General features: G+C 70.4%; 17 protein-coding genes and 4 pseudogenes. All 21 read right to left on the reverse strand.

The genetic code is table 11. The features are described 5' to 3' along the window. Window positions 1-42: 42 nt before the first annotated feature. The 21 genes and pseudogenes from ACOBQU_RS12385 to ACOBQU_RS12485 all read right to left on the reverse strand — a co-directional run bounded on the left by ACOBQU_RS12385 (window position 43) and on the right by ACOBQU_RS12485 (window position 22,969). The gene (locus tag ACOBQU_RS12385) at window positions 43-417 is read right to left on the reverse strand and encodes a F0F1 ATP synthase subunit epsilon (protein WP_423626612.1); all 375 of its coding nucleotides are present in this window, start codon (window positions 415-417) and stop codon (window positions 43-45) included. Window positions 418-547: 130 nt separating this feature from the next. Beyond that, a complete protein-coding gene (gene atpD, locus ACOBQU_RS12390) occupies window positions 548-1,984 on the reverse strand; it encodes a F0F1 ATP synthase subunit beta (protein ID WP_423626614.1) in 1,437 nt (478 codons plus the stop codon). Then, window positions 1,984-2,901, reverse strand: a complete 918-nt coding sequence (locus ACOBQU_RS12395; protein ID WP_423626615.1) for a F0F1 ATP synthase subunit gamma — start codon at window positions 2,899-2,901, stop codon at window positions 1,984-1,986. Before ACOBQU_RS12395 ends, atpD begins: the two co-directional genes overlap by 1 nt. Before the next feature lie 21 nt (window positions 2,902-2,922). Next, window positions 2,923-4,512, reverse strand: a complete 1,590-nt coding sequence (atpA, locus tag ACOBQU_RS12400) for a F0F1 ATP synthase subunit alpha (RefSeq protein ID WP_423626617.1) — start codon at window positions 4,510-4,512, stop codon at window positions 2,923-2,925. Window positions 4,513-4,634: 122 nt separating this feature from the next. Further along, window positions 4,635-5,456, reverse strand: coding sequence for a F0F1 ATP synthase subunit delta (locus tag ACOBQU_RS12405; RefSeq protein ID WP_423626619.1), 822 nt, complete (start codon window positions 5,454-5,456; stop codon window positions 4,635-4,637). Next, a pseudogene (locus ACOBQU_RS12410) lies at window positions 5,453-6,012 on the reverse strand (F0F1 ATP synthase subunit B). The gene ACOBQU_RS12405 and the pseudogene ACOBQU_RS12410 overlap by 4 nt, the downstream one beginning before the upstream one ends. A 41-nt stretch (window positions 6,013-6,053) precedes the next feature. Continuing rightward, window positions 6,054-6,299, reverse strand: coding sequence for an ATP synthase F0 subunit C (atpE, locus tag ACOBQU_RS12415; protein WP_016643250.1), 246 nt, complete (start codon window positions 6,297-6,299; stop codon window positions 6,054-6,056). 71 nt (window positions 6,300-6,370) lie between these two features. Further along, window positions 6,371-7,141, reverse strand: coding sequence for a F0F1 ATP synthase subunit A (gene atpB, locus ACOBQU_RS12420; RefSeq protein ID WP_423626621.1), 771 nt, complete (start codon window positions 7,139-7,141; stop codon window positions 6,371-6,373). 276 nt (window positions 7,142-7,417) lie between these two features. Further along, a complete protein-coding gene (locus ACOBQU_RS12425) occupies window positions 7,418-7,879 on the reverse strand; it encodes a hypothetical protein (RefSeq protein ID WP_423626623.1) in 462 nt (153 codons plus the stop codon). A gap of 194 nt (window positions 7,880-8,073) precedes the next feature. After that, the gene (locus ACOBQU_RS12430) at window positions 8,074-9,570 is read right to left on the reverse strand and encodes an MraY family glycosyltransferase (protein ID WP_423626624.1); all 1,497 of its coding nucleotides are present in this window, start codon (window positions 9,568-9,570) and stop codon (window positions 8,074-8,076) included. A 102-nt stretch (window positions 9,571-9,672) separates the two neighbouring features. Then, window positions 9,673-10,927, reverse strand: a pseudogene (gene glyA / locus ACOBQU_RS12435) (serine hydroxymethyltransferase). A 275-nt stretch (window positions 10,928-11,202) separates the two neighbouring features. Further along, window positions 11,203-11,849, reverse strand: a pseudogene (locus tag ACOBQU_RS12440) (protein-tyrosine-phosphatase). A gap of 27 nt (window positions 11,850-11,876) precedes the next feature. After that, window positions 11,877-12,521 (reverse strand): annotated as a pseudogene (locus ACOBQU_RS12445) (L-threonylcarbamoyladenylate synthase); the annotation flags it as partial. A 56-nt stretch (window positions 12,522-12,577) separates the two neighbouring features. Then, complete coding sequence (prmC, locus tag ACOBQU_RS12450; protein ID WP_423626626.1) at window positions 12,578-13,423, reverse strand: peptide chain release factor N(5)-glutamine methyltransferase; 846 nt, start codon at window positions 13,421-13,423, stop codon at window positions 12,578-12,580. Window positions 13,424-13,461: 38 nt separating this feature from the next. After that, window positions 13,462-14,538: a peptide chain release factor 1 gene (gene prfA / locus ACOBQU_RS12455; protein WP_423626628.1), complete on the reverse strand. Its 1,077-nt coding sequence runs from the start codon at window positions 14,536-14,538 to the stop codon at window positions 13,462-13,464. 127 nt (window positions 14,539-14,665) lie between these two features. Continuing rightward, window positions 14,666-14,890 carry a 50S ribosomal protein L31 gene (rpmE, locus tag ACOBQU_RS12460; RefSeq protein WP_030361197.1) on the reverse strand — a complete coding sequence of 75 codons (225 nt, stop codon included), beginning with the start codon at window positions 14,888-14,890 and terminating at the stop codon, window positions 14,666-14,668. Window positions 14,891-15,058: 168 nt separating this feature from the next. Continuing rightward, window positions 15,059-16,183, reverse strand: a complete 1,125-nt coding sequence (locus ACOBQU_RS12465; protein ID WP_423626629.1) for an LCP family protein — start codon at window positions 16,181-16,183, stop codon at window positions 15,059-15,061. A 380-nt stretch (window positions 16,184-16,563) separates the two neighbouring features. Beyond that, window positions 16,564-18,603: a transcription termination factor Rho gene (gene rho, locus ACOBQU_RS12470; protein ID WP_423626631.1), complete on the reverse strand. Its 2,040-nt coding sequence runs from the start codon at window positions 18,601-18,603 to the stop codon at window positions 16,564-16,566. Window positions 18,604-19,129: 526 nt separating this feature from the next. Further along, window positions 19,130-20,047 (reverse strand): homoserine kinase, encoded by a 918-nt coding sequence (gene thrB, locus ACOBQU_RS12475; RefSeq protein WP_423626633.1) that lies wholly within the window; start codon window positions 20,045-20,047, stop codon window positions 19,130-19,132. A 564-nt stretch (window positions 20,048-20,611) separates the two neighbouring features. Then, window positions 20,612-21,670: a threonine synthase gene (thrC, locus tag ACOBQU_RS12480; RefSeq protein ID WP_423626635.1), complete on the reverse strand. Its 1,059-nt coding sequence runs from the start codon at window positions 21,668-21,670 to the stop codon at window positions 20,612-20,614. A gap of 6 nt (window positions 21,671-21,676) precedes the next feature. Continuing rightward, window positions 21,677-22,969 carry a homoserine dehydrogenase gene (locus ACOBQU_RS12485; RefSeq protein ID WP_423626637.1) on the reverse strand — a complete coding sequence of 431 codons (1,293 nt, stop codon included), beginning with the start codon at window positions 22,967-22,969 and terminating at the stop codon, window positions 21,677-21,679. Window positions 22,970-23,013 lie beyond the last annotated feature (44 nt).

Genomic DNA, 23,013 nt, shown 5'->3' on the forward strand with positions numbered 1-23,013 from the left:
GGACCCGGCCGCGGCTGAGTCACGTTACGCCGCGCGCTGGGGTCAGCGCGCCGCCACCGCACGCAGTCGGACGTCGGCGCGCCGCTCGGCGGAGGCGTCCGCCTCCGCCTTGGCCCGCTCGAGCGCCCGCTCCGCACGCTGGACGTCGATCTCGTCGGACAGCTCGGCGATCTCGGCGAGCAACGACAGCTTGTTGTCCGCGAACGAGATGAATCCGCCGTGCACCGCGGCGACGACGGTGCCGCCGTCGCTCGTACGAATGGTCACCGGGCCCGACTCCAGCACACCGAGCAGCGGCTGGTGACCGGGCATGACGCCGATGTCGCCGGACGTGGTGCGCGCGACGACCAGGGTGGCCTCGCCGGACCAGACACTGCGGTCCGCGGCGACCAGCTCGACATGCAGCTCAGCAGCCAAGGGTGGCTCCTCGGGTCACCACCCGGCGGTTCAGCCGGGTGTTGGGTCAAATTCTAGTGGGCGTAGGGGAAGGGGCGGGACGCGGTCCCCCGCGAGGGGCCGCGCCCGCCCCTCCCCGGAGTCACGGGACTCAGGAAACGCCGAGTTCCTTCGCGTTGGCCTTGAGGTCGTCGAGGCCACCGCACATGAAGAACGCCTGCTCGGGGAAGTGGTCGTACTCGCCGTCGCAGATCGCGTTGAAGGCCGCGATCGACTCGTCCAGCGGGACGTCCGAACCGTCGACGCCGGTGAACTGCTTGGCGACGTGCGTGTTCTGCGACAGGAAGCGTTCCACGCGACGGGCGCGGGAGACGACCAGCTTGTCCTCCTCGCCCAGCTCGTCGATGCCGAGGATGGCGATGATGTCCTGGAGGTCCTTGTACTTCTGCAGGATGTTCTTGACGCGCATGGCGCAGTCGTAGTGGTCCTGCGCGATGTACCGCGGGTCCAGGATGCGGGACGTGGAGTCCAGCGGGTCCACGGCCGGGTAGATGCCCTTCTCGGAGATCGGACGGGAGAGCACCGTCGTCGCGTCGAGGTGGGCGAACGTGGTGGCCGGGGCCGGGTCGGTCAGGTCGTCCGCGGGGACGTAGATCGCCTGCATCGAGGTGATCGAGTGACCGCGGGTCGAGGTGATGCGCTCCTGGAGGAGACCCATCTCGTCGGCCAGGTTCGGCTGGTAGCCCACCGCGGAGGGCATGCGGCCGAGCAGGGTCGACACCTCGGAACCGGCCTGGGTGAAGCGGAAGATGTTGTCGATGAAGAACAGCACGTCCTGCTTCTGCACATCGCGGAAGTACTCCGCCATGGTCAGACCGGCCAGGGCCACGCGCAGACGCGTCCCCGGCGGCTCGTCCATCTGGCCGAAGACGAGCGCCGTCTTGTCGATGACGCCGGAGTCCGACATCTCCTCGATGAGGTCGTTGCCCTCACGGGTGCGCTCACCGACACCGGCGAACACGGAGACACCGTCGTGGTTGTTGGCGACGCGGTAGATCATCTCCTGGATGAGCACCGTCTTGCCGACACCGGCGCCACCGAACAGACCGATCTTTCCACCCTTGACGTACGGGGTGAGGAGGTCGATGACCTTGACGCCGGTCTCGAACATCTCGGTCTTCGACTCGAGCTCGTCGAAGTTCGGAGCCTTGCGGTGGATGGACCAGCGCTCGCCCGTGTACTTCTCGTCGACGTTCAGCACCTCACCGAGGGTGTTGAACACCTTGCCCTTGGTGAAGTCGCCGACCGGGACGGTGATGCCGTCGCCGGTGTCGGTGACCGGGGCCTGGCGGACCAGGCCGTCGGTGGGCTGCATGGAGATGGTGCGCACCAGGCCGTCGCCGAGGTGCTGGGCGACCTCGAGCGTCAGCGTCTTCTTGGCGCCGTCCTGGGCCGGGTCGGCGACCTCGACGTGCAGGGCGTTGTAGATGTCCGGCATCGCGTCGACGGGGAACTCCACGTCGACGACCGGGCCGATGACCCGGGCGACGCGGCCCGTGGCAACGGCCGTCTCAACAGTGGTCGTCATTACTTGTCACTCCCCGCGGTCGCGTCGGCCAGCGCGGACGCGCCACCAACGATCTCGCTGATTTCCTGGGTGATTTCGGCCTGGCGGGCCGCGTTGGCAAGCCGGGACAGGTTGTTGATCAGGTCCCCGGCGTTGTCGGTCGCCGACTTCATCGCGCGGCGCGTGGCGGCGTGCTTGGAGGCAGCCGACTGGAGCAGCGCGTTGTAGATGCGGCTCTCGACATAGCGCGGAAGGAGGGCGTCGAGGACGTCCTCCGCCGACGGCTCGAAGTCGAACAGCGGCAGGATCTCGCCCTTCGACGAGGACTCCTCCGCGACCTCTTCGAGGCTGAGCGGCAGCAGGCGGCTGTCGACGGCCGTCTGCGTCATCATCGAGACGAACTCGGTGTAGACGATGTGGAGTTCGTCCACACCGCCGTCGGCCGTGTCCTTCTCGATGGCCTCGATCAGCGGCCCGGCGACCGCCTTGGCGTCCGCGTACTCGGGCTGGTCGGTGAAGCCCGTCCACTGCTTCGCGATCTTGCGCTCGCGGAAGTTGTAGTGGGCGACACCGCGGCGGCCGACGATGTACGAGTCGACCTCCTTGCCCTCCGCCTCCAGGCGCGCGGTCAGCTGCTCCGCGGCCTTGATGGAGTTGGAGTTGAAGGCCCCGGCCAGACCGCGGTCGCTGGTCAGCAGGAGCACGGCGGCGCGCGTCGACGTCTCCGCCTCCGTCGTCAGCGGGTGCTTGGTGTTCGAGCCGGTGCCCACCGCCGTGACCGCGCGGGTGAGCTCGGTCGCGTACGGCGTGGAGGCCGCCACCTTGCGCTGCGCCTTGACGACGCGCGAGGCGGCGATCATCTCCATCGCCTTGGTGATCTTCTTGGTCGCCGAGACGGATCGGATGCGACGCTTGTAGACCCGGAGCTGAGCTCCCATGAGTCAGGTCCCTTCCTTACGTCACTTGGCGGCGGCCGGAGCGTCCTCGCCGAGAAGCTTGCCGTCCGAGGTCTCGAACTGCTTCTTGAACTCGGCGACGGCGTCACCGATGGCGGTGATGGTGTCGTCCGACATCTTGCCGCCCTCCTTGATGGAGGTGAGCAGGCCCTGCTCCTTGCGGTGCAGGTACTCAAGCAGCTCCTTCTCGAAGCGGCGGATGTCGGCGACGGGGACGTCGTCCATCTTGCCGGTGGTGCCGGCCCAGATGGAGACGACCTGGTCCTCGGTGGCCATCGGCTGGTACTGGGCCTGCTTCAGCAGCTCGACCATGCGCTGGCCGCGCTCCAGCTGCGCCTTCGAGGCGGCGTCCAGGTCGGAACCGAAGGCGGCGAACGCCTCCAGCTCGCGGAACTGGGCGAGGTCCACGCGCAGACGGCCCGACACCTGGCGGATCGCCTTGTGCTGCGCGGAACCACCGACTCGGGAGACGGAGATACCGACGTTCAGGGCGGGCCGCTGACCGGCGTTGAACAGGTCCGACTCCAGGAAGCACTGGCCGTCGGTGATGGAGATGACGTTGGTCGGGATGAACGCCGACACGTCGTTCGCCTTGGTCTCGACGATCGGCAGACCGGTCATCGAGCCCTTGCCCATCTCGTCGGAGAGCTTGGCGCAGCGCTCCAGGAGGCGGGAGTGCAGGTAGAAGACGTCACCCGGGTAGGCCTCGCGCCCCGGCGGGCGGCGGAGCAGCAGGGACACGGCGCGGTAGGCGTCGGCCTGCTTCGAGAGGTCGTCGAAGATGATGAGGACGTGCTTGCCCTCGTACATCCAGTGCTGGCCGATGGCCGAGCCGGTGTAGGGGGCCAGGTACTTGAAGCCCGCCGGGTCGGACGCCGGGGCGGCGACGATGGTCGTGTACTCCAGCGCGCCGGCCTCCTCCAGGGCGCCGCGCACGGACGCGATGGTGGAGCCCTTCTGGCCGATGGCGACGTAGATGCAGCGGACCTGCTTGTTCACGTCGCCCGAGCGCCAGTTGTCGCGCTGGTTGATGATCGTGTCGACGGCCAGGGCGGTCTTGCCGGTCTGGCGGTCACCGATGATCAGCTGGCGCTGGCCGCGGCCGATCGGGGTCATGGCGTCGACGGCCTTGTAGCCGGTCTCCATCGGCTCGTGCACCGACTTGCGCTGCATGACCGTGGGGGCCTGCAGTTCGAGGGCGCGGCGGCCGGACGTCTCGATGTCGCCGAGGCCGTCGATCGGGTTGCCGAGCGGGTCGACGACGCGGCCGAGGTAGCCCTCGCCCACCGCGACGGACAGGACCTCGCCGGTGCGCTGCACCGACTGGCCCTCCTCGATGCCGCTGAACTCACCGAGGATGATCGAACCGATCTCGCGCTCTTCGAGGTTCAGCGCCAGGGCGAGGGTGCCGTCCTCGAACTTCAGCAGTTCGTTGGCCATGGCCGAGGGCAGGCCCTCGACCTTCGCGATGCCATCGCCGGCCAGGGTGACCGTACCGACCTCCTCGCGCGAGGCCGCGTCCGGCTTGTACGCCTGGACAAAGTTCTCCAGCGCGTCCCGGATCTCCTCCGGCCGGATCGTGAGCTCCGCCATCTGGGTTCCCTGCTCTCCTTGTTGGGCCCGAAGTTTCACTTGGGGGGATGGGGACTCCCCCTGTAAGAGGTGAATCCTCTGCACGGCCCAACTCGGGCCGTTCGGTCTTGCTTGTTGAGTTACTAGCCCGCCATGCGGCGGTGCGCGTCCTCGATGCGGTCCGCGATGGAGCCGTTGATGACCTCGTCGCCCACCTGCACCCGGATCCCGCCCAGGACCTCGGGGTCCACGTCGAGGTTCAGGTGCATCTGCCGCCCGTAGATCCGGGCGAGTGACGCGCCGAGCCGCTCCTTCTGCTGGTCCGAGAGCGGTACGGCCGACGTCACGACGGCCACCATGCGCTCGCGGCGGTCCGCGGCCAGCTTGGAGAGGGACTCGAGTCCCGCTTCCAGGCTACGTCCCCGCGGCGCGGCCACAAGACGGGTGACCAGACGCTCCGTGGCGGCGTTCGCCCGGCCGCCGAGCAGGCCGCGCAGCAGCTCGCTCTTGGCGGCCGCGGTCGCGGCGCGGTCGGTGAGCGCGGCCCGCAGCTCCGTGCTCGACGCCACGATCCGCCCGAAGCGGAACAGCTCGTCCTCGACCGTGTCCAGCGCGCCCGACTTCTGCGCGGCGGTCAGGTCGGCGACGTCGGCCAGCTCCTCCAGGGCGTCCACCAGGTCGCGCGGGGCGGACCAGCGGGAGCGCACCATGCCCGCGACCAGGTCCGCGGTCTCGCCGCCGACCTTGCCGCCGAGCAGGCGCCCGGCGAGCTCGGCCTTGGCCTCCCCGGACTGCGCCGGGTCGGTGAGGACCCGACGCAGCGAGACCTCGCGGTCGAGCAGCGCGGTGACGGCGGCCAGCTCGTCCGCGAGCCGCTTCGCGTCGACCGCGGTGTTGTCCGTCAGCGCGTCGAGGCGCTCGCGCGCGGCCACCAGGGCCTCGCGGCTCGCTCCATGCGCTGTCATCGAGCCGCCTCGGCCTTCGTCGCCTTCGCGTCGAGCTCGTCGAGGAAGCGGTCGATGGTGCGGCTCTGGCGGGCGTGGTCCTCAAGGGACTCGCCGACCAGCTTGCCCGCCAGTTCGGTGGCCAGCTGGCCGACGTCCTGGCGCAGCGCCTGCGCGGCGGCCTTGCGGTCGGCCTCGATCTGGGCGTGACCGGCGGCGACGATCTCCTCGCGCTGCCGCTGGCCCTCGGCCCGCATCTCGGCGATGAGCTGGGCGCCCTGCTCCTGCGCCTCCTGGCGCAGCCGCGCGGCCTCGTGCCGGGCCTCGGCGAGCTGGGCCTTGTACTGCTCAAGGACGCTCTGGGCCTCGGTCTGGGCGGCCTCGGCCTTCTCGATACCGCCTTCGATCGCCTCCCGGCGCTCCTCGAGAACCTTGTTGATGTTCGGGAGGAGCTTCTTCCAGAAGAAGAAGAAAACGATGGCGAAGGCGATGGTGCCGACGAGCAGCTCGGGGCCCGGGGAATGAGCGGGTTCTGCTCCTCCCCCTCGGACGCCAGCTGTACCAGGTTGGCGATCACATCAGTGCCTTTCGTCGAACGGGGCTATTCGTCTGCGGCACTCAGGAGCCGTAGACGAACGGCATGACGATGCCGATGAGGGCGAGCGCCTCACAGAAGGCGAAACCGAGGATCTGGTTGGCACGGATCAGACCGGCGGCCTCGGGCTGGCGGGCGAGCGCCTCGGTGCCCTTACCGAAGACGATGCCGACGCCGATGCCGGGGCCGATGGCCGCGAGGCCGTAGCCGATGGAGCCGAGGGCCTTGATGTCACCCTGGAGGGCGGCGAGCTCAAGAGTCGCGGACATGCCGTTACTTCCTTCTCTTTCATGGACCGGTGGGGGTTGGCCACCGGGCGCTTGGGGGGAGTTGCAGGGGCTCAGTGGTGTTCGGCGACTGCGCCCTGGATGTACGAGCAGGCGAGGAGCACGAAGACGTACGCCTGGACGGCCTGCACGAAGAGTTCGAAGCCGATCATGGCGATGGTCATCACGAAGGAGACACCGGCCGCCGGGATCATCCAGCTGTTCAGCAGGTACCAGGAGGCGACGGTGAACATCACCAGCATCAGGTGACCGGCGAACATGTTGGCGAAGAGTCGCACCGCGTGCGTGAAGGGACGCACCAGGAGGTTCGAGAAGAACTCGATGAACGCGACGAGCCACTTGATCGGGCCGAGCGAGTTGTCGTAGCCGGTGATGTTCTTCCAGCCGCCGACGAAGCCGTGGCGCTTGAACGTCAGGGGCACCCAGACCAGGTAGACAATGCCCGCGAGGACGAACGGGTAGGCGATGACCGAGGAGACCGGGAACTGGGCCAGCGGAATGACCGACCAGATGTTCATCAGCCAGATGAAGAAGAACAGCGAGACCATCAGGGGGACGTACTTCTCGCCCTCCTTCTTGCCCATGGTCTCGTACACGATGCCGCGGCGGACGAAGTCGTAGCCCGCCTCACCGATCATCTGGAGCTTGCCCGGAACCAGCTTCGCCTTGCCGAAAGCGGCGTAGAAGAAGGTGACCACGAGCGCCGTGGTGATCAGGGCGAGCAGCATGACCTTGTTGAACTCGAACCCGCCGACCTCGAACATCGGCTTGAAGAGGAACGAGTGCAGGCCCGGAGCCGGGAAGCCACAGCCGTTGTCGGACATGATCCGACAGCTCCAGTCAAAGGCGAGCTCAGTTTGTTCAGCACTCACCGCGGGCTCCTTCGGCGTGAAGCATGGGTACGGCAACCTCGTTGTCGTGTCGGCGCGGCGCAGGGCCGCGGAACGGCACCGGACTGGTGTTTCGGACGTGGGGGCGGCTGTCAGGCATCGAGCCTCGCGATGATGCAGGCGTCAGCTCAGATGCCCGCGCCTGCAGTGCCGCAGTTGGCACCGGACGATAGCAGCATCTCGAACGGGCATTTATCCCGGCCCTACCTCTCACGTCGAAGACCCGGACTTCTCCGGCTTGTCACTCTTCTCGGAGGTGGCCGCGGGGGCGCGTTCAGGTTCAGGATCGACGTAGAAGATCTTGGCCTTCATGTGCGAGCGGGCCTGCGCCGCCATCCAGACGACGGTCGACACGGCGAGGGAGAGCGCGAAGACCTTCGGGTTGAACAAGGTCGTGTCCTTGAACAGCCCCATGAAGATGAGAAGGAGGAGCAACTGGGCGACGTAGAGCATCATGCCCATCGCCTGGAACAGTTGCGGAAGCGATTTTGCCGTCCGCTGCAGGACGACGAGACCGAGCCCCATGAAGGCGATGACCACCAGGGTGCCGACGACCGCGCCGAGGGCTCCCTTGCCACCGGAGACCACGCCACTGACCACGGCGATGATCGCGCCGGTGGCAGCGGCGGGCACGGCGGACTCCAGGAGAGTCCGGGTGTCTTGAGACGGCATGGCGGCAACTCCGCTAACTGATGGGGGCAGGGTGTCGTCATGGACGAGCGTAGACCCGAGCCGGGCGAGGCCCTGAGGCCAAGAGACCGTCGCACTACGGTCCTTCGGCGGTGTCGCCGGGTCTCGTGAACCGTATCACAAACTATTTGATGAGGTCTTTACCTGTCCGGTGTGCTCGCTGTCACACATGAGAGTTAATCCGCGCGTCTGTGCATGCGCGCGGGCAACTCGTCTGGTATTGGGCGGGTTTGCCGCCCGGCGTCAACGCGACGAACCGGCCTTGCGCCAATCCTGGAAGCGCGAGCGGGTGCCGATCGCCGTCGCGCCGTTGACGCCCGCGCCGACCGCGGCCCGCGCCACGCCTTCCCGCTCCTCCCCGCCGTCCCCGCGGTGCCCGTCGCCTCCGCCGTCCCCGCGCCCTCAGCCGCCTCAGCCGCCCCGGACGCCTCGGTGGCCACGCGTTCCTCGTACGAGGTGTCGGCGGGCCCGGCAGCGGCCGCCTCGGCCGCCAGGGCCGCCTTCCTGCGGCGGTAGCGCGGCGGTACGAAGCCCTCGGCCCAGCCGGGCGTGTGCGGCGTGAACCGGGGCAGCAGGAGCAGGACCAGACCGACCGCGCTGAGCGCGACGATCATCAGCAGGATCCACATGTTCGTCGAGTGCACCGAGTACGCGACGGTGCCGAAGGCGATCAGCGCCGACCAGAAGTACATGATCAGCACGGCCCGGCTGTGCGAGTGGCCGACCTCAAGGAGCCGGTGGTGCAGGTGCCCGCGGTCCGCGGCGAACGGGGACTGGCCCTTCCAGGTGCGGCGCACGATGGCGAGCACCAGGTCCGCGAACGGGATCGCGATGATCGTCAGCGGCATCAGCAGCGGGATGAAGACCGGGAGCATCGCGTGCGTCGCGTCGCGGGAGCTGCCGCCGAGGTTCAGCTTCATGGCGTCCGGGTCGACCTGCCCGGTGATGGAGATGGCACCGGCGGCGAGCACCAGGCCGATCAGCATGGACCCCGAGTCGCCCATGAAGATCCGGGCCGGGTGCATGTTGTGCGGCAGGAAGCCCAGGCACATGCCCATGAGGATGGCCGCGAAGAGCGTGGCCGGGGCGGCGGCCTCGATCCCGTACCCGTACCAGATCCGGTAGGCGTACATGAAGAACGCCGCGGCGGCGATGCACACCATGCCCGCCGCGAGGCCGTCGAGGCCGTCGACGAAGTTGACGGCGTTGATGGTGATGACCACCAGGGCGACGGTCAGGAGGGTGCCCTGCCACTGGGTCAGCGAGACCGTGCCGTAGCCCGGGACGGGCAGCCACAGGATGGTCAGGCCCTGGACGACCATGACGCCCGCGGCGATCATCTGGCCGCCGAGCTTGATCAGCGCGTCGATCTCGAACTTGTCGTCCAGGACGCCGATGAGCCAGATCAGGGCGGCGCCGGAGAGCAGCGCGCGCGGCTCGTTCGACTTCGTGAACACCTCGTTGAGATTGGGCAGGTGGTCGGCGACCAGGAGGCCCGCGCAGAGGCCGAAGAACATCGCGATACCGCCGAGCCGGGGCGTCGGCTCCCGGTGCACGTCGCGTGCGCGGATCTCCGGCATGGCACCGGCCACGATCGCGAACTTCCGCACCGGGCCGGTCAGCAGATAGGTCACCGCGGCCGTGATGCAGAGCGTCAGCAGATATTCACGCACGGGCTTCCCCACAGGTATCGCTGGCCATCTCAGCCTCACACCCTAGCTTCGCGTGCATAAGGTTGGGGACGCCTGGGTAGCGAGGATCGTTGCACAAGACCGCTACAGCGGCGCGATCTCGGCCGTCCCGCCGACGGGATACGGCGGAAAACCACCCGCGAGGTCCGTCACCTGGTCGCGCACCGTGTCCTCCTCCCGGACCGCCGCCGCGAACAGCGCCGCGATCCGCGCCATCTCCGCCTCCCGCATGCCCTGCGTGGTGACCGCCGCCGTGCCGAGTCTCAGCCCCCGCCCGTCGCCGTGCGGCAGCGCGCACGTGTCGAGCACCAGGCCCGCCGCGGCCAGCCGCCCCCGCGCCTCCCGCGCGGTCACCCCGTGCGGCGCGGGGTCGGCGAGGATCAGGTGCGTGTCCGTGCCGCCGGTGCTGATGCCGAAGCCCTCGGCGGCCAGCGCGTCCGCGAGCACCCGCGCGTTGGCGACGACCTGGTGCGCGTACGCGGTGAAGGCGGGCGTCGCCGCCTCGCCGAACGCCACCGCCTTCGCCGCGATCGTGTGCATCTGCGCGCCCCCTGGGTGAACGGGAACACCGCCCGGTCGACGCGCTCGGCCAGTTCGGCGCCGCACAGGACGAGGCCGCCGCGCGGGCCCCGCAGCACCTTGTGCGTGGTGCCGCAGACCACGTCCGCGTACGGCACCGGGTTGGGCGCCGCGCCGCCCGCGACCAGGCCGAGGGGGTGGGCGGCGTCGGCGATCAGATGGGCGCCCACGTCGTCGGCCACGGCCCGGAACGCCGCGTAGTCGATGTGCCGGGGATAGGCGATGGAACCGCACACGATCGCCTTCGGACGGTGGGCCCGCGCCAGGTCCCGCACCTGGTCGTAGTCGATGAGCCCGGTCTCCGGGTCGAGGCCGTAGCCGACGAAGTCGAACCAGCGGCCGGAGAAGTTCGCCGGTGACCCGTGCGTGAGGTGGCCGCCGTGGGTCAGGCCCATCGCGAGGACCGTGTCGCCCGGGCGCAGCAGCGCGGCGTACGTCGCGAGCACCGCGGCGGAGCCGGAGTGCGGCTGCACGTTCGCGTGCTCGGCGCCGAACAGGGCCTTCGCGCGGTCCGTGGCGATCCGCTCGGCGACGTCCACGAACTCGCAGCCGCCGTGGTGGCGGGCGCCGGGGTAGCCCTCGGCGTACTTGTTCGCCAGGGGGAGCCCAGGGCCGTGAGGACCGCGCCGGACGTGAAGTTCTCGGCGGCGATCAGCTGGAGGGAGGTCGACTGGCGCGTGGCCTCGCCGAGCAGGACCTCGGCCAGCTCCGGGTCCTGCTGGCGCAGCGCCGCGTACGCCGCCGCCGGGGGCGTCCTCATTCTCCCAATGTAGGGCCGGGGATGCCGGTGCGCGCGGTGTCCCTCGCGGGGGCGCCCCAGACCCGCCCCTTCCTGGCGTGGGCGCCCGGCACCGCTTGATTGGCGCTTCGCGCCTCGTCCTCAAACGCCGGACGGGCTGGATCCTGCCGGTCGCGGCAGAGTTTCAGCCCGTCCGGCGTTTGAGGACGAGGCCGAAGGCCGATGGACGGGGGTGCCAGGGGCGGAGCCCCATGGTTTCGGTGAAGGGGTGGGTCTGGGGCGCCCCCCCGCGAGGGCTACCGCGCCGGTACGCCCGTCAGTGCCGTCACCACCGGGTCCAGTGCCTGCTGGATCTCGCCGCCGACGGAGCGGAAGAAGGGCAGGGGCGCCCCGTAGGGGTCGTACACCTCGTCGGCCTCGACGCTCGGGGCGAGCAGCCAGCCGCGCAGGGCGGCGGCCGCCCGCACCAGCGCGCGGGCCCGCTCGACGACCCCGTCGTCCCCGGAGGGGTCGGGCAGGGTCGCGGGGTCTATGGCCCGCACCAGCCGGGTGAACTCCTTCAGGGTGAAGGTGCGCAGCCCCGCCGAGTGCCCCATGGAGATGACCTGCGCCCGGTGGTCGCGGGTCGCCGTGAGCACCAGGTCGGCCCGGATGACGTGGTCGTCGAGCAGCTCGCGCCCCACGAAGCCGGAGGCGTCCGCGCCGAAGTCCGCGAGGACGGTCTCGGCGTTGGTCTCCATGGGCGCGCCCTCGTGCCCCCAGGTGCCCGCGCTCTCCACGACGAGCCCCCCGGCGCCCGGGTCGCCGAGCCGGTCGGCGAGGGCGTGCCGGGTGAGCCGCTCGGTGATCGGCGAGCGGCAGACGTTGCCGGTGCTGACGTGGAGGATGCGGAAGACGCCGGGGAACCGGAGTACCCGTGGACCGGGTCCGCCAGGCCCGCTATGCCACGCCCCGTCTCAGGGGCGGTCGAACTGGCCACCTCAAGGTCGGGGACGACCTTGCGCAGCTCGTCCGCGTCGAGGGCCCCCGTGCGCAGCAGGACGGGGACCTTCCCGGTCACGTCGACGATGGAGGAGGGCACGATGCCGGGCGTGGGGCCGCCGTCCAGGTAGACGGAGATCGCGTCGCCGAGCATGTCCTGGGCGGCGTCGCAGTCCTCGGGCGCGGGGTGGCCGGTGAGGTTGGCGGAGGAGACCGCCATGGGGCCGACGTCGGTGAGCAGCTCGATGGCGACGGGGTGCAGCGGCATGCGGATGGCGACGGTGCCGCGGGTGTCCCCGAGGTCCCACTGGAGCGAGGGCTGCTGCCGGGCGACGAGGGTGAGGGCGCCCGGCCAGAAGGCGTCGACCAGCTCCCAGGCGGCCTCGGAGAAGTCCGTGACGAGGCCGTGCAGGGTGTTCGGGGAGCCGATGAGGACGGGGGTCGGCATGCTCCGGCCGCGGCCCTTGGCGTCGAGCAGGTCGGCGACGGCCTCCGGGCTGAAGGCGTCCGCGCCGACGCCGTACACGGTGTCCGTGGGCAGCACGACCAGCTCGCCACGGCGGACGGCGGACGCGGCCTCGCGCAGACCCGTCGCGCGGTCGGTCGCGTCGTTGGTGTCGTATCGCCGTGCCATCTAGCGGGCCTCCTCGCACACGTACTCGTACATCGTCTTCTTCGTCGCGGCCGTGGTCACGGCAGCGCCTTGCGGGCGGTCGCGAAGCGCGGCCGGTTGTTCAGGTCGGGGTGGTCGGCCGCGTCGGCCCAGCCCCGCTCCTCGGTGAAGATCCACGGCACCTGGCCGCCCTGCGTGTCGGCGTGCTCGATGACGACGACGCCGCCGGGCCTGAGCAGCCGGTGCGCGGTGCGCTCGATGCCGCGGATCAGGTCGAGGCCGTCCTCGCCGGAGAACAGGGCGAGGTCCGGATCGTAGTCCCGGGCCTCGGGCGCAACGTACTCCCACTCCGTGAGCGGGATGTACGGGGGGTTGGAGATGACCAGGTCGACCTGGCCGTCGAGCTGCGGCAGGGCCGTCAGGGCGTCACCCGCGTGCAGGCTGACCCTGGAGCCCTCGACGTTCTTGCGGGTCCAGACGAGCGCGTCCTCGGACAGTTCGACGGCGTGCACCCGCGAGCGCGGCACCTCCTGCGCGAGCGCGAGGGCGATGGCCCCGCTGCCGGTGCACAGGTCGACGATGAGCGGCTCCACGACGTCCATCGCGCGGACGGCGTCTATGGCCCAGCCGACGACGGACTCCGTCTCCGGCCGCGGCACGAAGACGCCGGGGCCCACCTGGAGCTCCAGGTACCGGAAGAAGGCCCGGCCGGTGATGTGCTGGAGCGGTTCGCGGGCCTCGCGGCGCGCGACGGCCTCCCAGTAGCGGGCGTCGAAGTCCGCGTCCTTGACGGAGTGCAGCTCGCCCCGTTTCACGCCGTGCACGAAGGCGGCGAGCTCCTCGGCGTCGTTGCGCGGCGAGGGCACGCCGGCGTCGGCAAGGCGCTGGGTGGCCTGGGCCACCTCGGCGAGCAGCAGGTTCACTGTGCGTCCTCCAGCCGGTCCATACGTACGAAAGGCGCTTACGCGGCCGCGAGCTTCGCGGCGGAGTCCGCGTCGACGCAGGCCTGGATGACCGCGTCGAGGTCGCCGTCGAGCACCTGGTCCAAGTTGTACGCCTTGAAGCCGACGCGGTGGTCGGAGATGCGGTTTTCCGGGAAGTTGTAGGTGCGGATCTTCTCGGAGCGGTCGACGGTGCGGACCTGGCTACGGCGGGCGTCCGCGGCCTTGCTCTCGGCCTCCTCCTGGGCCGCCGCGAGCAGCCGGGAGCGCAGGATGCGCAGGGCCTGCTCCTTGTTCTGGAGCTGGCTCTTCTCGTTCTGGCAGGAGGCGACGACGCCGGTGGGGATGTGCGTGATGCGCACCGCGGAGTCGGTGGTGTTGACGGACTGGCCGCCGGGGCCGGACGAGCGGTAGACGTCGATCCTGAGGTCGTTCGGGTTGATCTCGACGTCGATCTCCTCGGCCTCGGGCGTCACCAGGACACCGGCGGCGGAGGTGTGGATGCGGCCCTGCGACTCGGTCGCGGGCACGCGCTGCACGCGGTGCACGCCGCCCTCGTACTTCAGCCGGGCCCAGACGCCCTGGCCGGGCTCGGTGGCGCCCTGGCCGCCCTTGGTCTTCACGGCGACCTGGACGTCCTTGTAGCCGCCCAGCTCGGACTCGGTGGCGTCGATGATCTCGGTCTTCCAGCCGACGCGCTCGGCGTACCGCAGGTACATGCGCAGCAGGTCGCCCGCGAACAGCGCGGACTCGTCGCCGCCCGCGCCCGCCTTGATCTCCAGGATGACGTCCTTGTCGTCGCTGGGGTCGCGGGGCACGAGCAGCAGGCGCAGCTTCTCGGTGGCCTCCTCGCGGCGCTCGGTCAGCTCCTTGACCTCGGCGGCGAAGTCCGGGTCCTCGGCCGCCAGCTCGCGCGCGGTGTCGATGTCGTCGCCGAGCTGCTTCCAGGTGCGGTACGTCGCGACGATCGGGGTCAGCTCGGCGTAGCGCTTGTTGAGCTTGCGCGCGTTGGCCTGGTCGGCGTGGACCGAAGGGTCGGCGAGCTTCCGCTCCAGATCGGCGTGCTCGCCGGTCAGTTCCTCGACCGCCTCGAACATCTCGGGCTCCTGGATTTTCGGTCCGCGAGGTCGTCTCGCGGGAAGGGCTGCTTGGGCGACAGACGGCAAACGCCGGTCCCGGCCACCCCCTGGGCGAGGGCGGCCGGAGACCGGCGCAGTTGGCTCGCTACTTCTTGGCGGAGCCGGCAGCCTTGCCGAAGCGGGCCTCGAAGCGGGCCACGCGGCCACCGGTGTCGAGGATCTTCTGCTTGCCCGTGTAGAACGGGTGGCACTCGGAGCAGACCTCGGCACGGATGGTGCCGCCGGAGATCGTGCTGCGGGTGGTGAACGACGCGCCGCAGGTGCAGCTCACCTGCGTCTCGACGTACTCGGGGTGGATGTCGCGCTTCAAGGTGTCTCCTAGTTTCGGGAGGGCGCCGGGTCGCACGCGCGGGCTGCGGGTGCGTGAACCGGGGCCGACGTACCAGTCTGCCAGGACCGGCCGCATCTGCCCAAACCGGGGTGGGCCCCGGAGTATTCCCGGGTCCGCCTCGGGGCTCGTACGGGCCGCCGCGCGGGCTCAGTCGCTGGTCACGACCTTGCCCGCGGCGCCCTTGTCGCCCGCGGACTTCTCCGTGGCCGACTTGGGGATCGGCCGGTCCGCCTTGAGGGCGTCCCAGACCTGCTGGTCGGCCTCTTCGAGGGGGATGACGCGGTTGCGGTCCGCCGGGTCGTACAGGACGGGCATCGTGACCATCTTCATGTCGCCCGCGCCGATGCCCTTGAGGCCGTTGGCGAAGCTCGCCAAGTCCTTGACCGTGTCCAGGTCGGAGTCGGCGGTGATGGCGCTGGTCGAGGCGTCCGCGAGGTCGTAGAGCTTCTTCGGGTTGCCGAAGAGGTCGATGTCCTTGACCCGGTTGATCAGGGCCTTGATGAAGGCCTGCTGGAGCTGGATGCGGCCGAGGTCGCTGCCGTCGCCAACGCCGTGCCGGGTGCGGACCAGGCCGAGGGCCTGCTCGCCGTCGAGCTTGTGCGCACCGGCCGGGAGGTCGAGGTGGCTGTCCTTGTCCTTGATCGGCTGCTTGGTGGTGATCTCCACGCCGCCGAGGGTGTCGATGAGCTTCTTGAAGCCCGTGAAGTCGACCTCGATGTAGTGGTCCATGCGGATGCCGGACATCTTCTCGACGGTCTTCACCGCGCAGGCCGGGCCGCCGACCTCGTACGCCGTGTTGAACATCTGGCGGGTTCCGCCCGGGTCGGTCCTGCTCTCGTCGTCCCGGGACTGGCACTCGGGCCGGGTGATGAGGGTGTCGCGCGGTATGGAGACCACGCTGGCCTTCTTGTGGCCCTTGTAGACGTGGACGACCATCGCGGTGTCGGAGCGGGCGCCGCCCTCGTCCTTGCCGTACTTGGCGTTCTTGCCGGAGCGGGAGTCGGAGCCGAGGACGAGGATGTCGAGGGAGCCGTTGTCGATGTCGTCGGGCCGGTCGGTGCCGAGCGCGGCGTTGATGTCGACGCCCTTGATGTTGCCGTTGAGCTTGAAGTAGACGTAGCCGAGGCCGGTGCCGCCGAGGACGACCACGCCCGCCGCGGTCCAGGCGGATATGACGAGCGCCTTCCTGCGGGCGCTGCGCGGCTTGCGGCGCCGGCCGCGCTTGCCGCGGTGCTTCGGCTTCGCGTCCCCTGGCCTGCTCTCGTCGGTCATGCGCTCCTCAGTCCTCGTCGGTCGGCTACCCCCTGCTTTCAGGGTCAGGCGTGGCTTCCGTCGTTGGTCAGACGTGAAATCCGAAAGAAGGGTTGCACAGCACCCTGTGCTCGCCCCGGTGCGCACTGCGTACGCTGCGTGCACGCCATGCCGTCCACAGCGCCCCCGACCTGCGATTTCCTCCACGCCGACGCTACGGGCAGTGATCACAAGAACGTCTTGGGCGTGTGGCCAAGATCTCTTCGCCGCGGCCGCGGACTGTCCCGGATGACCGTGACCGGCCGGAGAGAGCCCAAGGGGCCGCTGCCGTCGTGCGACGGCAGCGGCCCCTTGGGTCAGCCCGCTCAGGGCGCCCCGCCAGCGGGAGGCGCCCCGGCCCGTTAGTCGTTTCCGTTGCCCGGCGCGGGGGTCGTCTTCTGGATCTGGAGCAGGAATTCGGCGTTCGACTTCGTCTGCTTCATCTTGTCCAGGAGGAGTTCGATGGCCTGCTGCTGGTCGAGCGCGTGCAGCACCCGGCGCAGCTTCCACACGATGCCCAGCTCCTCGCCGCCGAGCAGGATCTCCTCCTTGCGGGTGCCGGACGCGTCGACGTCCACCGCGGGGAAGATGCGCTTGTCGGCGAGCTTCCGGTCGAGCTTCAGCTCCATGTTGCCGGTGCCCTTGAACTCCTCGAAGATCACCTCGTCCATGCGGGAGCCGGTGTCGACGAGCGCGGTGGCGAGGATGGTCAGCGAGCCGCCGTCCTCGATGTTGCGCGCGGCGCCGAAGAACCGCTTGGGCGGGTAGAGGGCCGTGGAGTCGACACCACCGGACAGGATGCGGCCGGAGGCCGGGGCGGCGAGGTTGTACGCGCGGCCCAGGCGGGTGATCGAGTCGAGCAGCACGACCACGTCGTGGCCCAGCTCCACCAGGCGCTTGGCGCGCTCGATGGCCAGCTCGGCGACCGTGGTGTGGTCCTCGGCCGGGCGGTCGAAGGTCGAGGAGATGACCTCGCCCTTGACCGACCGCTGCATGTCGGTGACCTCTTCCGGACGCTCGTCGACGAGGACGACCATCAGGTGGCACTCGGGGTTGTTGTGCGTGATCGCGTTGGCGACCGCCTGCATGATCATGGTCTTGCCGGTCTTCGGCGGGGCCACGATCAGACCGCGCTGGCCCTTGCCGATGGGCGAGACGAGGTCGATGATGCGGGTCGTCAGGACGCCCGGGTCGGTCTCCAGGCGGAGCCGGTCCTGCGGGTAGAGGGGCGTCAGCTTGTTGAACTCCGGCCGCCCGCGCCCGGATTCGGGCGCCATGCCGTTGACGGAGTCCAGGCGCACCAGGGCGTTGAACTTCTCGCGGCGCTCGCCGTCCTTGGGCTGGCGCACCGCGCCCGTGACGTGGTCGCCCTTGCGCAGGCCGTTCTTGCGGACCTGGGCGAGGGAGACGTAGACGTCGTTCGGCCCGGGGAGGTAGCCCGACGTACGGATGAACGCGTAGTTGTCGAGGATGTCCAGGATGCCCGCGACGGGGATCAGGACGTCGTCCTCGGACAGCTGCGGCTCGCCCGCGAAGTCGTCGCGGCCGCGGCGGCCACGGCGGTCGCGGTACCGGCCGCGGCGCCCGCGGCGCCCGCCGCCGTCCTCGTCGAAGCCGTCGTCCTGCTGGCGGCCGCCGCCCTGCTCCTTGCGGTTGCCGCCGCCCTGCTGGTCGTCGCCCTTGTTGCCCCGGCGGTCGCGGTCGCGGCCGCGGCCCTGGCGGTCGCGGCGGCCCTGGCGGCCCTCGCCGCCGTCGCCGGAGTCGCCCTTGTCGCCGCGGTCGGCCTTGTCGGCGCGGTCCGTCTTGGTGTCGGTCTGCTGCTCCGTCTTGACGGCGCCCGCGTCGGCCTTGGCCTCGGCGGTCACGGTCTCGGGGCTGCCCGCCTCGGCGGTGACGCGGCGGCGGGTGCGGCCGCCCGCCTTGTCCTCGGCGGGGGCGGCTCCCTGGTCGAGCGCGGCCGAGGCCTTGGGGGACGGCTGGCCGGGGATGTCGATCTGCTGCTGGGCCGCCTCGGTCTTGGCCGGGGCCTTGTCCGTCGCCTTGGCGGCCTTGTCGGCCTTCTCCGCCTTGTCGGCGGCGTCGCCGGTGCGCGCGCGGGAGGTGGCGCGGCGCTTCGGCTTGGTGTCCGCGGCATCGGCGGCGGGGGCGGCGCTCTTGGCCGGGGCTCCCCCAGCGGCCTGCGCCTCCTTGATGACCTCGATCAACTGGCTCTTGCGCATCCGCGCGGTGCCCTTGATTCCGAGGCCGGATGCGACCTGCTGCAGTTCCGCCAGCACCATGCCCTCAAGGCCGGTGCCGCGGCGCCGCCGGGACCCGGCCGAAGCACCGGTGGCAGGCGCCGCAGAGGCGTCCGTGGCGGGCGTGTCGGCAGTCACGCCCATCAGATCGGTGGTGTCGCTCACGAAGGGTCCTTCCCTGGAGCGGACGTCGGCCTGTCTGGCTCGGCGACCGGTTGTGCTGTCCGGCGGTCCTTGGTGTGTGGACCGTGCCGGGGCGGTGGTCCGCCAACGCGGCGGAAGAATTCACAGATGGTGGCGCTTCCCGATGCCGGGCCACTTCAGGTGCGTGGTCACTCGGCTCGGTCACGCCGGTTCCGGAGCGTGCTCGGCACCGCTCAGTGCGATGCACCAAGCAGTTTGGGAGGCTCCCGGAAGGATGGATGTCCCGGACGGGGACACAAAGCACCTCGCCATGGTGGGGTCGGGTGCAGACTTGAGGTTAACACTACCGGATCCAACAAACATTCCCCCTCTCCAAATCCGGGGCGCCCCGGATTCGCGTGACTCTCGCTGTGCCGCTGGTGTAGCTGGTGTCGCTCTGTAGCTGTCTCGCTGGTGTCGCTGTGCACCTGTGTCGCTGTGCAGCTGTGTCGCTGGTGTAGCCGTGCCGCTGGTGTCGCTGTGTAACTGGTGTCGCTGTGTCGCTGTGTCAGGGAGTGAGCGGCAGCACGCTCGCCCCCGCGTGGTCGAGTGCCAGGCGGTTGGCGGCCCAGCCCTCGCCCGCAAGGCGTGCGACCTTGTCGGCCGCACTGTCGTCGACCAGCGCGAGGACCGTGGGTCCGGCGCCGGAGATCACCGCGGGCACGCCGTCGGCGCGCAGGCGCTCCACCAGGGCGGCGCTCTCGGGCATGGCCGGGGCGCGGTACTCCTGGTGCAGGCGGTCCTCGGTGGCGGGCAGCAGCAGCTCGGGGCGCCTGGTCAAGGCCTCGACGAGCAGGGCCGCCCGGCCCGCGTTGGCGGCCGCGTCCACGTGCGGGACGGTGCGCGGCAGCAGTCCGCGGGCGGTTTCGGTGAGGACGGGCTTCCCGTGCACGAAAACCACCGGAACGATGGAATCGGCGGGATCCATCCTGATGGCGTGGGCGGCGGAGCCGTCCATCCAGGAGAGTGTGAAGCCGCCGAGCAGGCAGGCGGCGACGTTGTCCGGGTGGCCCTCGATCTCGGTCGCGAGTTCCAGGAGCGCCGCGTCGTCGAGCTTGGCCTCGCCGCCTATGGTCACGGCGCGCGCGGCGACGATGCCCGCGCAGATGGCGGCGGACGAGGAGCCGAGGCCGCGGCCGTGCGGGATGCGGTTGGCGCAGACGATCTCCAGGCCCCGCGGCTGCCCGCCGAGCAGGTCGAACGCGGTGCGCAGGGAGCGTACGAGCAGGTGGGACTCGTCGCGCGGGAGGGTGTCGCTGCCCTCGCCCGCGATGTCGATGCCCAGGCCGGAGTCGGCGACGCGGACCACCACGTCGTCGTAGAGCCCCAGCGACAGGCCGAGGGCGTCGAAGCCCGGGCCGAGGTTGGCGCTGGTGGCGGGGACGCGCACCCTGACGGCGGCGGCGCGGAACGCGGGACCGGCCATCGCTCGATGACTCTCCTTGAGCTGCGATTTGTGGCGGACCTGCCGCCCCGACGGATCTCGACCGGCTTCGGCTGGCTCCCACTGGCTCCAAGTAGCTCTCACTGGCTTGGCCCAGCTTCGACCGGCCTCGACCACTGACGGACGGCAGCACCCGAAGGCCGCTTCGGCGAGCGGCACCGCGGCATATGCGGCGGGGCGGGTTCGCTACAGCCTATCGAAGGAAGGTTCTGCGGCGACATAGGGCGCACAGGAGGCGCACGATGCGTGTCGCGAGCCCCCTGTGCACCCCCTGTGCCGAGTTGAGAGGTTTGCCCGGCGTCACCGGGCGACCGGCCGGTCGGACCGGCCCCCCGGCCATAGCACCAGGCCAGGCGCCGAACGTTACGCCGGTGGTGGCACGGCGCCAAACCGCGGGGCCGATGTCGCGCCACGTCCGGACGAACGGCCGAACGTGTGACGCCTTACCGGCGGGGAGCGCGGCACAGGCCCCTGGAACGGGTCGAGTGCCCCCTCCAGAAGCCCCAGAACCTCCCAGAAGCCCAGAACCCCCGGGCCCCGCCCCCCTCAGGCCAGGCCCAGCCGCTCCGCCGCCGCGGCCGCGTCCACCGGGACCGTGACCGGCTGCGGCGCTCCCGCGACCGCCCAGTCCGGGTCCTTGAGGCCGTTGCCGGTGACCGTGCAGACGATGCGCTGGCCCTGGTCGACCTTGCCCTGTTCGGCGGCCTTCAGCAGACCGGCGACCGAGGCGGCCGAGGCGGGCTCGACGAACACGCCCTCCTGGGACGCCAACAGCTTGTAGGCGCGCAGGATCTCACGGTCCGTCACCTCGTCGATGAGGCCGCCAGACTCGTCGCGCGCGGCGAGCGCGTGCTGCCACGACGCGGGGTTGCCAATGCGAATCGCGGTGGCGATGGTCGAGGGGTCCTTCACGACCTCGCCGCGCACGATGGGCGCCGAGCCGGAGGCCTGGAAGCCCCACATGCGGGGCGTACGGGTGGCCGGTCCCTCGGCGGCGTACTCCTTGTAGCCCTTCCAGTAGGCCGTGATGTTGCCCGCGTTGCCGACCGGCAGGACGTGCAGGTCGGGGGCGTCGCCGAGGGCGTCCACGATCTCGAAGGAGGCGGTCTTCTGGCCCTCGATGCGGAACGGGTTGACCGAGTTGACCAGGGCGACCGGGTAGTTCTCGGACAGGCCGCGGGCCAGGTTCAGGCAGTCGTCGAAGTTGCCGTCGACCTGGAGGATCTTCGAGCCGTAGACGAGCGCCTGGCCCATCTTGCCGAGGGCGATCTTGCCCTGCGGCACCAGGACCGCGCAGACCATCCCGGCCCGTACGGCGTAGGCGGCCGCGGAGGCCGACGTGTTGCCGGTGGAGGCGCAGATGACGGCCTTCGCGCCCTCCTCCTTGGCCTTGGTGATCGCCATGGTCATGCCGCGGTCCTTGAAGGACCCCGTCGGGTTGGCGCCCTCGACCTTGAGGTGGACCTCGCACCCCGTGCGCTCGGACAGCACCTGCGCGGGCACGAGCGGCGTGCCGCCCTCGCGGAGCGTCACGACGGGCGTGGTGGCGGAGACGGGCAGCCGGTCCCGGTACTCCTCGATGATTCCGCGCCACTGGTGGGTCATTGCTGCTTACTCCCCTTCAACCCGCATGATGCTGGCGACACCACGCACGGTGTCGAGTCGACGCAACGCCGCGACGGTCCCGCTGAGGGCGGCGTCGGGCGCGCGGTGGGTGACGACAACGAGGGACGCCTCGCCGTCCTTGCCCGTCTGACGGACGGTGTCGATCGAGACACCGTGCTCGGCGAAGACCGTCGCGACCTGGGCGAGCACGCCCGGCTTGTCGGCCACGTCGAGGCTGATGTGGTACCGCGTGACGACCTCGCCCATGGAGCTCACGGGCAGCTGCGTGTACGCGGAGTCGCCGGGTCCGGTGGACTCGCCGAGCTTGTTGCGGCAGACCGCGACCAGGTCGCCGAGGACGGCGGACGCGGTGGGCGCGCCGCCCGCCCCGGGGCCGTAGAACATCAGCTGCCCGGCGGCCTCGGCCTCCACGAAGACCGCGTTGTACGCCTCGCGGACGGAGGCCAGCGGGTGGCTGAGCGGGATCATCGCCGGGTGCACGCGGGCGGTGACGGACCCGCCGTCGGCGGCCCGCTCGCAGATGGCGAGCAGCTTGATGGTGCAGCCCATGCGCTTCGCGGACGCGAAGTCGGCGGCGGTGACCTCGGTCATGCCCTCGCGGTAGACGTCGTCGAGCCGCACCCGCGTGTGGAAGGCGATCCCGGCGAGGATCGCGGCCTTGGCGGCGGCGTCGAAGCCCTCCACGTCGGCGGTCGGGTCGGCCTCGGCGTACCCGAGGGCGGTGGCCTCGTCGAGGGCCTCCTGGTAGCCCGCGCCCGTGGAGTCCATCTTGTCGAGGATGAAGTTGGTGGTGCCGTTCACGATGCCCAGGACGCGGTTGACCTTGTCGCCCGCGAGGGACTCGCGCAGCGGCCTGATCAGCGGGATCGCCCCGGCGACGGCCGCCTCGTAATAAAGATCACGTCCGTGCTGCTCGGCGGCGGCGTGCAGGGCCGCGCCGTCCTGGGCGATGAGCGCCTTGTTCGCGGAGACGACGGAGGCGCCGTGCTCGAAGGCGGTGGTGATGAGCGTGCGGGCGGGCTCGATGCCGCCGATGACCTCGACCACGACGTCGATGTCCCCGCGTTTGACCAGCGCGGTCGCGTCCGTGGTGACGAGCGCCGGGTCGATGCCCGCGCGGACCTTGGAGGGCCGCCGGACGGCGACCCCGGCGAGCTCCACCGGGGCGCCGATCCTGGCCGTGAGGTCGGCGGCGTGCGTCGTCATGATGCGCGCCACCTCTGAGCCGACGACCCCACAGCCCAGCAGCGCCACCTTCAGCGGACGCGTACGCATCATCCGACCTCGTTTCCTTCTCCAAGTACGGTGGGTCCAGTCTCACC

The sequence above is a fragment of the Streptomyces sp. G45 genome (genome assembly GCF_049542095.1).
Taxonomy (GTDB): Bacteria; Actinomycetota; Actinomycetes; order Streptomycetales; family Streptomycetaceae; genus Streptomyces.

Coding starts and splice junctions, on each gene's coding strand:
- ACOBQU_RS12485 (WP_423626637.1), bottom strand. CDS start 22,969: ATGATGCGTACGCGTCCGCTGAAGGTGGCGCTGCTGGGCTGTGGGGTC.
- atpE (WP_016643250.1), bottom strand. CDS start 6,299: ATGTCCGCGACTCTTGAGCTCGCCGCCCTCCAGGGTGACATCAAGGCC.
- atpA (WP_423626617.1), bottom strand. CDS start 4,512: ATGGCGGAGCTCACGATCCGGCCGGAGGAGATCCGGGACGCGCTGGAG.
- thrB (WP_423626633.1), bottom strand. CDS start 20,047: ATGGCCGGTCCCGCGTTCCGCGCCGCCGCCGTCAGGGTGCGCGTCCCC.
- ACOBQU_RS12425 (WP_423626623.1), bottom strand. CDS start 7,879: ATGCCGTCTCAAGACACCCGGACTCTCCTGGAGTCCGCCGTGCCCGCC.
- atpB (WP_423626621.1), bottom strand. CDS start 7,141: ATGTCCGACAACGGCTGTGGCTTCCCGGCTCCGGGCCTGCACTCGTTC.
- ACOBQU_RS12395 (WP_423626615.1), bottom strand. CDS start 2,901: ATGGGAGCTCAGCTCCGGGTCTACAAGCGTCGCATCCGATCCGTCTCG.
- ACOBQU_RS12405 (WP_423626619.1), bottom strand. CDS start 5,456: ATGACAGCGCATGGAGCGAGCCGCGAGGCCCTGGTGGCCGCGCGCGAG.
- ACOBQU_RS12465 (WP_423626629.1), bottom strand. CDS start 16,183: ATGACCGACGAGAGCAGGCCAGGGGACGCGAAGCCGAAGCACCGCGGC.
- atpD (WP_423626614.1), bottom strand. CDS start 1,984: ATGACGACCACTGTTGAGACGGCCGTTGCCACGGGCCGCGTCGCCCGG.
- prfA (WP_423626628.1), bottom strand. CDS start 14,538: ATGTTCGAGGCGGTCGAGGAACTGACCGGCGAGCACGCCGATCTGGAG.
- thrC (WP_423626635.1), bottom strand. CDS start 21,670: ATGACCCACCAGTGGCGCGGAATCATCGAGGAGTACCGGGACCGGCTG.